This is a genomic window from Moritella yayanosii, from assembly GCF_900465055.1.
GTDB lineage: Bacteria > Pseudomonadota > Gammaproteobacteria > Enterobacterales > Moritellaceae > Moritella > Moritella yayanosii.
In genome coordinates this window covers 143,122-150,774 of the sequence record NZ_LS483250.1, presented here as the reverse complement: position 1 = coordinate 150,774, position 7,653 = coordinate 143,122, and the positions used below count along the sequence as shown (strand labels likewise).

Sequence of the window (7,653 nt, the reverse complement as noted above, 5' to 3'; positions counted from 1 at the left end):
TTTACTCAAATTGGTCTAGTAGATCAGCCATCATTGCCAGATCATCTTGTTGCAACGACTCTTTTTCTAAAAGTGTGGCAAGTTCGGCAATTGTCGGATTATGGAATAACTCAGCTAATGGGATCTGTACGCTGAATGTTCGCTGGATTCTAGCTTGTAGACGAGTGGCAGAAAGCGAATTGCCTCCTAGTCTAAAGAAGCTGTCTTGGATACCTATCTGATCATGCTCTAGGATTTGTTGCCAAATATCCACTAATTGATGCTCAAGTTCAGTTTGTGGCGATAAGTAATGACCCATCCCATGACTATCTGATTCTGGCAGCGCTTTGCGATCGATTTTGCCATTACTGTTCAATGGCATTGCATCGAGGATCACAAGTTCAGTTGGTACCATATAAACGGGTAAATGCTCGGCAATCAGGCGTAACAGCAGTTCACTGTCTAAGACTGCAGATTTACGTAACGTGACGTAAGCAGCTATATAGCCATGTTCAGTATCCGCTTGCCATACTAAAGCGATAGCTTCCTTAACACCGGTTTGCGCTTGAAGCACGGCTTCAATTTCACCCAATTCAATTCTAAATCCACGTAATTTCACTTGGAAGTCAGTTCTACCTATGTACTGCAACTCACCTTTCGCATCGAAATAAACGCGATCGCCAGTGCGATACATACGCTGTCCCGGAGCTTGTGAGAAAGGATCAGGTAAGAAACTCTCGGCGGTTAATTTAGGCCGGTTTAAATACCCGCGAGCCAACCCTAATCCTGAGATATATAACTCACCTTCAACCCCTGACAATACCGGCTGAAGTGCGCTATCTAAAACATAAAACTGAGTATTAATTAATGGCTTACCAAGCGCCGCTAATTTGCCTGTTACATGCTCAACACGCGAACTTGATGCCCAAACGGTTGCTTCTGTTGGACCATAAACATTCGTCACACTCGCTGATTTTTTTATCAATAATTCAGCTAATGCTGCATTCAACGCCTCACCACCAGTCAGAACATTAAGTGATGACCACCAAGCAGTGTCAATATCCGCTAAGCTTTGCCATGTTGTAGGTGTTGCTTGCATCACACTGATTTTATGCTGTGATAATAGCTGACTTAATGCTTGGTTATCTTTACTCTGTTGCTCGTTAGCTAACACCAAGGTCGCACCGTGCACCAAAGGCAAGAATAATTCTAATACAGCAATATCGAAACCAATCGTGGTCACAGCCAACAGTCGATCTTCAGCAGATATATTCACTACATCCTGTATCGCTTGTAAGAAATAATTTAACGCGGAACGATCAATCTGAACACCTTTAGGGCGGCCTGTAGAGCCGGATGTAAAAATAGTGTATGCCAATGTATTTGGGTGGCAGTCAACGACAGGCCCAGACCCTTTAGACTGTTTTTTCAGTTCTGTAGGAGAGAGACAAGGTGCAGAGTCGAAAGTCCGATCCGCTATCACTAACTGAGGTTTAGCTTGATTAAAAATATCTTCCAAGCGGCGTTCTGGCAGCAATGGATCTAATGGGATATAAGATAAGCCCAATTGATAAATAGCTAATAAAGTAACAACAAGATCAGCTTTACGTGTTAAACAAACCGCTATCGGTTGCTCATGATTGAGGTTTAATCCAGCCATAGCGCCAGCGAGTTCTGACACTTCAGCAACTAACTCTTCATAAGTTAACTGGCGATCGTCAGCAATCAGGGCTAGGCTTTCACCATCTTCATTCGCACGTAATTGAACTTGATCTAACCAATCCCACTTCGCAGGTAAATCCACTTGAGCTTCATTCACGACTGTAGGTAACGTTAACAAATCAATGAGTTGATAAGTATACGTATCAACGTCTTCAGAAAGATAGGTTAGCGCCGCGTCAAGCATGGTTAACATTCTAGTCGCTAAATCTTGTGAGACTTTTTGAGTATCAAAAGAACAATTGATATTCAGAACATGACTAGGCTCAACTTGTAACATCATCGGGAAATTACTTGATTCAGATACCTCCAGCAGATCAAATTTTGGCGTGGTCATATCCCTCAGTTCTTGAGGAAATGGGTAGTTTTGGAATACCAGTGCGGTATCAAACAGTAACTCTCCAGGCTCTAGATCAACATACGATTGGATCTCTGCAAGTGGCATGTAATCAATGCTTCGTAACTCAGATGCATCGAGCTGTAATTTTGTTGCACAATCAACTAATCGTTCAGCGGGGTTGAAACGAGTACGTAATGGTAAACTAGCAATGAACACGCCAGCCATATGCTCAATATTAGAAACTTCCTGCGGGCGTCCAGCAGACGTCATTCCAAATATCACATCATAACCACCAGTAAATCGACTTAACGTAATCCCCCACGCCAGTTGCACTAACGTATTTAACGTTAAACCATGTGCTCTAGCCTGCGCCTTCAACTTCTGCGTAACCGACTCGGCTATTTGATACTGGCAATTTTTTTGCCCTTGCATCGGTGTTTCTGGACCAGGTAAATGTGTCGTTTGGGTAAAGTCAGCTAAATACGCTTGCCACTCTTTTCCCGCATATGCCATGTCTTGACGACCTAACCAAGAGAAATAGTCGGCATAATGCGGCGCTGGTTGTAAATCTTTTTGCTGATAAATAGCCATCGCATCACCCGCAATTAATGCCGATGTCCAACCGTCTACGATCAAATGATGACGCGTCCATATTAGACGATGATCTTGAGGGGATAATTTAACTAAAATCACGCGCATAAGCGGTGCATCTGTCAGTTTAAATCCAATTTTATGCTCTTCGGCGACGAGTTCCTCAAATTTAGCGTTCTGTTCCGATATCGATAATGCCTGCCAATCTCGCATTACTGTATTCATCTCAGTATGTCGGCATACCACCTGATAAGGATGTTCAAGATCATGCCAAATAAAACGGCTTCGGGTTACATCATGACGCTGTGCTGCGCTTTTCCATGCGGCAAGAAATGCGTCTGTATTTATGCTACCAGTGAGAGCCATGCTCGTTACGTTTAAATACAATTCCGGTTGCGGATCCAACAAACAATGGAACAATATCCCTTGTTGAGTAGGTGACAGCGGTAACAAATCATCAATTAAAGATGCCGGTATATCCTGGCAAATAGTATTTAAATCACGGGTAGAAATGTTTGCAGTAACATCCTCAACGGTTAACGTTTCAGGTAAAATATCAAGATCATAACGAGATACAACTTGCTCAGTGTTCATCACTGTCGTAGACGATATTTGCTCAGTACTCGCATTTTGTTCTTCTATCTGCGGCACAATAAACAACGCTAAATCAGCCAGTGTTTGATATTTAAAAACATCCTGAGGACGCAGAATGATATTTTTCTTGCGTGCAGCAGCAATAAACTGCAGCGCTAAAATAGAATCACCTCCTATTTCAAAGAAGTTATCACTCGACTCAACATGTTGCTTTGATAACGTCATTGACCATAGCTGAGCGAGTGCTGATATAGCTTGCTCATGAAGTTTTTCCTTAGGATCCGACAGCGGTAATTGATCGGCCATAACCTCTGCTAACTCAACCGGTGTTTGATGTTTAAATAACAACTGAGGTGTTAATTTAACGCCTTCTTTTCGAGCGATTGCCACTAACTGCAACGCTAAAATAGAGTCACCGCCAACAGCAAAGAAACCATCACGACTAGTTATCTCATTAGCCTGCTTATTCAAGACTTTAGCAAACAAGCGACAGAAAAATAGAACGCCTTGATCTGAACTTAACGACATTACTGAATCGGATTCATTCGTGCTATTATTCAGGTTTAAAGCTAATTTTTTTCGATCAACTTTACCATTAATCGTACGCGGTATTTCGGCGACTGAATGCCAATAATGCGGTTGCATATAGCTAGGTAAACTCATTGATAATAAACGAGATAACTCTGTTTTATCTTGCTTACTAACAACCACGGCGGTGAGTTTTTCACGCCCTTCGGTTTTATCGAATACAATGGCGGCTTCAACAACACCATCCAGCGCATTAAGCTGAATTTCAATTTCAGCTAGTTCAACTCTATGCCCTCTAATTTTAACTTGACCATCAGCTCGACCAATGAATTTAATTCGTCCGTCTGCCAGCTGTTTCGCTCGATCTCCAGATCGATACATACGCTCACCAGAATAAAACGGATCACTCATAAAATGCTGCGCTGTTTTCGCGCTATCTTGCCAATATCCTTGCGCTAACTGATTACCCGCTATATACAAGTCGCCGATAGCACCAACAGGGACAGCTTGAAGCAAACTATCTAATAGATAAACTCGACAACCATCAAGCGGCGTTCCTAAAGCTGTAGGCTCACCAGCAAGTAAACGACCCGCAATAACACCTACCGTTGTTTCAGTTGGTCCATAATGATTAAAAACATTGAGCTCAGAGGAATAAACGCGAAGCTGTTCAAGTAAGCTATTATTAACTTCTTCACCACCAAAGACTAAAGTGTGTCGAGGTAATATTTCACTACGCTCCGATGCCAATAATCCTTGTAAATGAGAAGGGACAACTTTAAGCATATCAACTGGATATTTAGCCAAGTGATCAGCTAATCCTTCAGCATCAAGCATGAACGCTTGATCTAAAATACGCACTTGATTCCCAGATAATAATCCAGCCCAAAGTGCCGTATAGCCTAAATCAGTAGCCACACTAGCAAGGCTCGCATACACACTATTTTTTGGTAGATCTAAGCGACGATTTATAGCTTCGACATACGAAACCAGTGCACCATGCCCAACAGACACGGCTTTGGGTATCCCAGTCGAACCAGAAGTAAAGATTAAATAAGCCGGATCCCCCGCACATAATGTAAGAGGCTTAACCAAGGGTTGCGAGACTTGAGCTAAAACATCAGTCGCGTCTAACCAATGATAAATCTCGGGTAACCAATCAGGCCTGCTGCCAGCACCAACACACACTTCGACATCTGCTTCTTTAAGCATTATTTGTGTACGTTCATTAGGCTGACCATCATCTAACGGAACAAAAGCAGCCCCGACATACCAAACTGAAAGCATCGCGATAACTTGCTCTACACCCCGTGGTAATAAAATAGCAACGCGATCGCGATGGTTCACATTGGATTGCGACAGTGCATAGGCTAAACGAGATGCTTGTTCACTTATCTCTGCAACAGTTAATACCTGTTCGTTATATAATAATGCTGGCTGCGTAGGCGCAATATCTTGCCACATCGCCAACCCAGTTTCGTAACCAGGGGTTACGGGTTTAGCATCCGGCAACCAAGCTTTGAACTGATGCTGAATAAGCAATTTATGAGGTGCTAACAGCAACTCATCTAAGAGTTCAAAGAATCCATCGGCAATCGCGGTGATCGTTTCAGCAGTATATAGTGAAGAATTAAAACGCCAGTGATAACGAAACGAGTTCTCATATTCATAGACAACTAAATTAAGTTCGTGTGCAGCACCACGCTGTCCCGAGTCAATTATATGATCGGATATCGGCATACCCATAATACGGTCATTAGCACGTGTATAAGTAAACATATGCGAAGTAACCGCGGTGCGTTCCGCACTTCTATTATCTATCAATGCTTCACTGATTTCTGTCAGAGGCATTCTTTGATGCCGCAATGATTGACGATAAAAACGAGCACGTTCAACGATCAACTCAGTAAAGTTACAAGGCTCTGTAAAATCAGCAGGAATAAGAAAAGGATTAACACAATAACCAACAATTTCTTTATGGGATCGCTTATAACGCCCCATCGTTGGCGACGCAATCAGAAACTTAGATTGACCAGACAGTTTATGTAAATAAAACTGAAAAGCACTTAGCAAGACAGTATATGATGTGGTCTTAGTCTCACGAGCCAACGCAGTAACTTTATCCGTCAGCGCTTGATTACCATCGAATTGCAATTCACAACCATCAAAGTTTTGAATATCTCCACGCTCAAAATCCGTACTAATAGACAAAGGTGCTGGTAAGGGAGCTAACTCACTTTTCCAAAACGCTAACGCTTTATCTGCAGCATCTGAAGCAAGGTATTGCTTTTGTTCTGTAACCCACTGGCTATATTGAACTGACGGTGCAGGATCCGTTGTGCCATCAACAAGCTGAGAATAATACTTAGCCCAAGTAGCAACCATTTGCTCAATAGAATAAAAATCACCAGCAATATGATGCAATGTCACAATTAAATAAGGTGTTACCTTACCATCGGTGTCATTTATCAACACATTCGCTCGGCACACATAACCTTGCTCTAATTCAAATGGCTGATCAGCGCATTTTGCTATCCAATCATCCTTTTCTGTTTCGGTGAAACGGTGGTTTTCAACAGAAAAATCCGCTGATTTATGCGGGGCGAGAAAAGCATAAACCCCCTTTTCATCTTGTTGATAACCCGTTTTAAGCGCATCATGATGCTCTATCGTATGATAATAACTCTGCTCCAATAAATTAATATCAATAGCATGTTGCTCTCTGCCGCCTAACAAGGTAGAGAAATACATATTGTAAGCGGAAGATTCAGGGGCTAGCTTGTACAAAAACCACAGCGATTTCTGGTTCGAAGATATATCGAGTCTAAGTCCTTTGTCGTTTTGTTCCACTTGAGTTTGTTCTAATTCCATTTTAAATTTTCCTAAATATTACCTTCGGCCATAGCAACCACAACTTTACGAGCTCCAGTAAAACGCGAACGAGAATGAGCAACAAGCATATTATCCAACATCAGAATGTCTCCAGCCTGCCATGGAAATTTGATTGTGCACTCGTCTAACACACCTCGGATTTCAGCCAAAATAGAGTCTTCGATAGGAGAACCATCACCGTAGTACACATTACGTGGCAGGTCTTCTTCGTCTACGACAGATAACAAAACTTCTCGAATATTGGCTTCAAGGTTAGATATATGAAATAAGTGCGCTTGATTGAACCAGACCATTTCGTGAGTTTTGGGGTGCTGAGCAACCGCCTGACATACCTGACTGGTTCTTAAGTCACCATCAAGATTCCATTCAAAGTTGATTTTATTGGCCAGACAAAAACGTTCAACCTGTTTTTTATCTTTGGTTCCAAATACTTTTTCCCATGGCAGGTCGAGTCCATTTCCATAATTACGAACGTATTTTAATTTTTTAGAATCAAAATGTTGGCGTATTTTAGGATCTATTTTGTTGTAAATTAGGCGGCTATCAGCAATTGGCGTTTCACCTTCGGTTTCAGCTGGCGTAATACAGTGGAACCAAATTTTCATCGGCCAATTAAGCGTATAAGCCTGCTCATTATGCAGTGGGATCTGTTGATGTGCGGGATACTCTGTAGTGGTATAAACACCATCGCCAAGATCGGTTCTTGGCGTAGAAGCAAATTCATAATTAAGTAATGGTGAGCCAAACGAACGCGCAAACTCTTGAAATTGTTCTTCTCCTATCGTGTCAAAACCTCGAAATAATACCCCTCCAACGCGCAATAGCTCTTCTTCAACAACCTGATGCGCATCTTGCAAATAATCCGATAATCGCCCGCCTACAATAGGGGTGACAATTTTCGGTAAATCATGTTCTGCAAACATAGGATTAATACGTAAATTCGTTGTTTTTCTCATAATTAAAATCTCATGTGAAAATAATAATAAAATAAAGTGAACTTTGAATGGTAA

Annotated in this window: 2 protein-coding genes; both read right to left on the bottom strand. The window is 41.9% G+C overall.

All coding sequences use genetic code 11. From position 1 onward, the window contains the following. Position 1 precedes the first annotated feature (1 nt). The gene (locus MORIYA_RS00750) at positions 2–6,622 is read right to left on the bottom strand and encodes a non-ribosomal peptide synthetase (RefSeq protein ID WP_112711832.1); all 6,621 of its coding nucleotides are present in this window, start codon (positions 6,620–6,622) and stop codon (positions 2–4) included. Positions 6,623–6,633: 11 nt separating this feature from the next. Continuing rightward, the gene (locus MORIYA_RS00745) at positions 6,634–7,599 is read right to left on the bottom strand and encodes a TauD/TfdA family dioxygenase (RefSeq protein ID WP_112711830.1); all 966 of its coding nucleotides are present in this window, start codon (positions 7,597–7,599) and stop codon (positions 6,634–6,636) included. Between the last annotated feature and the right edge of the window lie 54 nt (positions 7,600–7,653).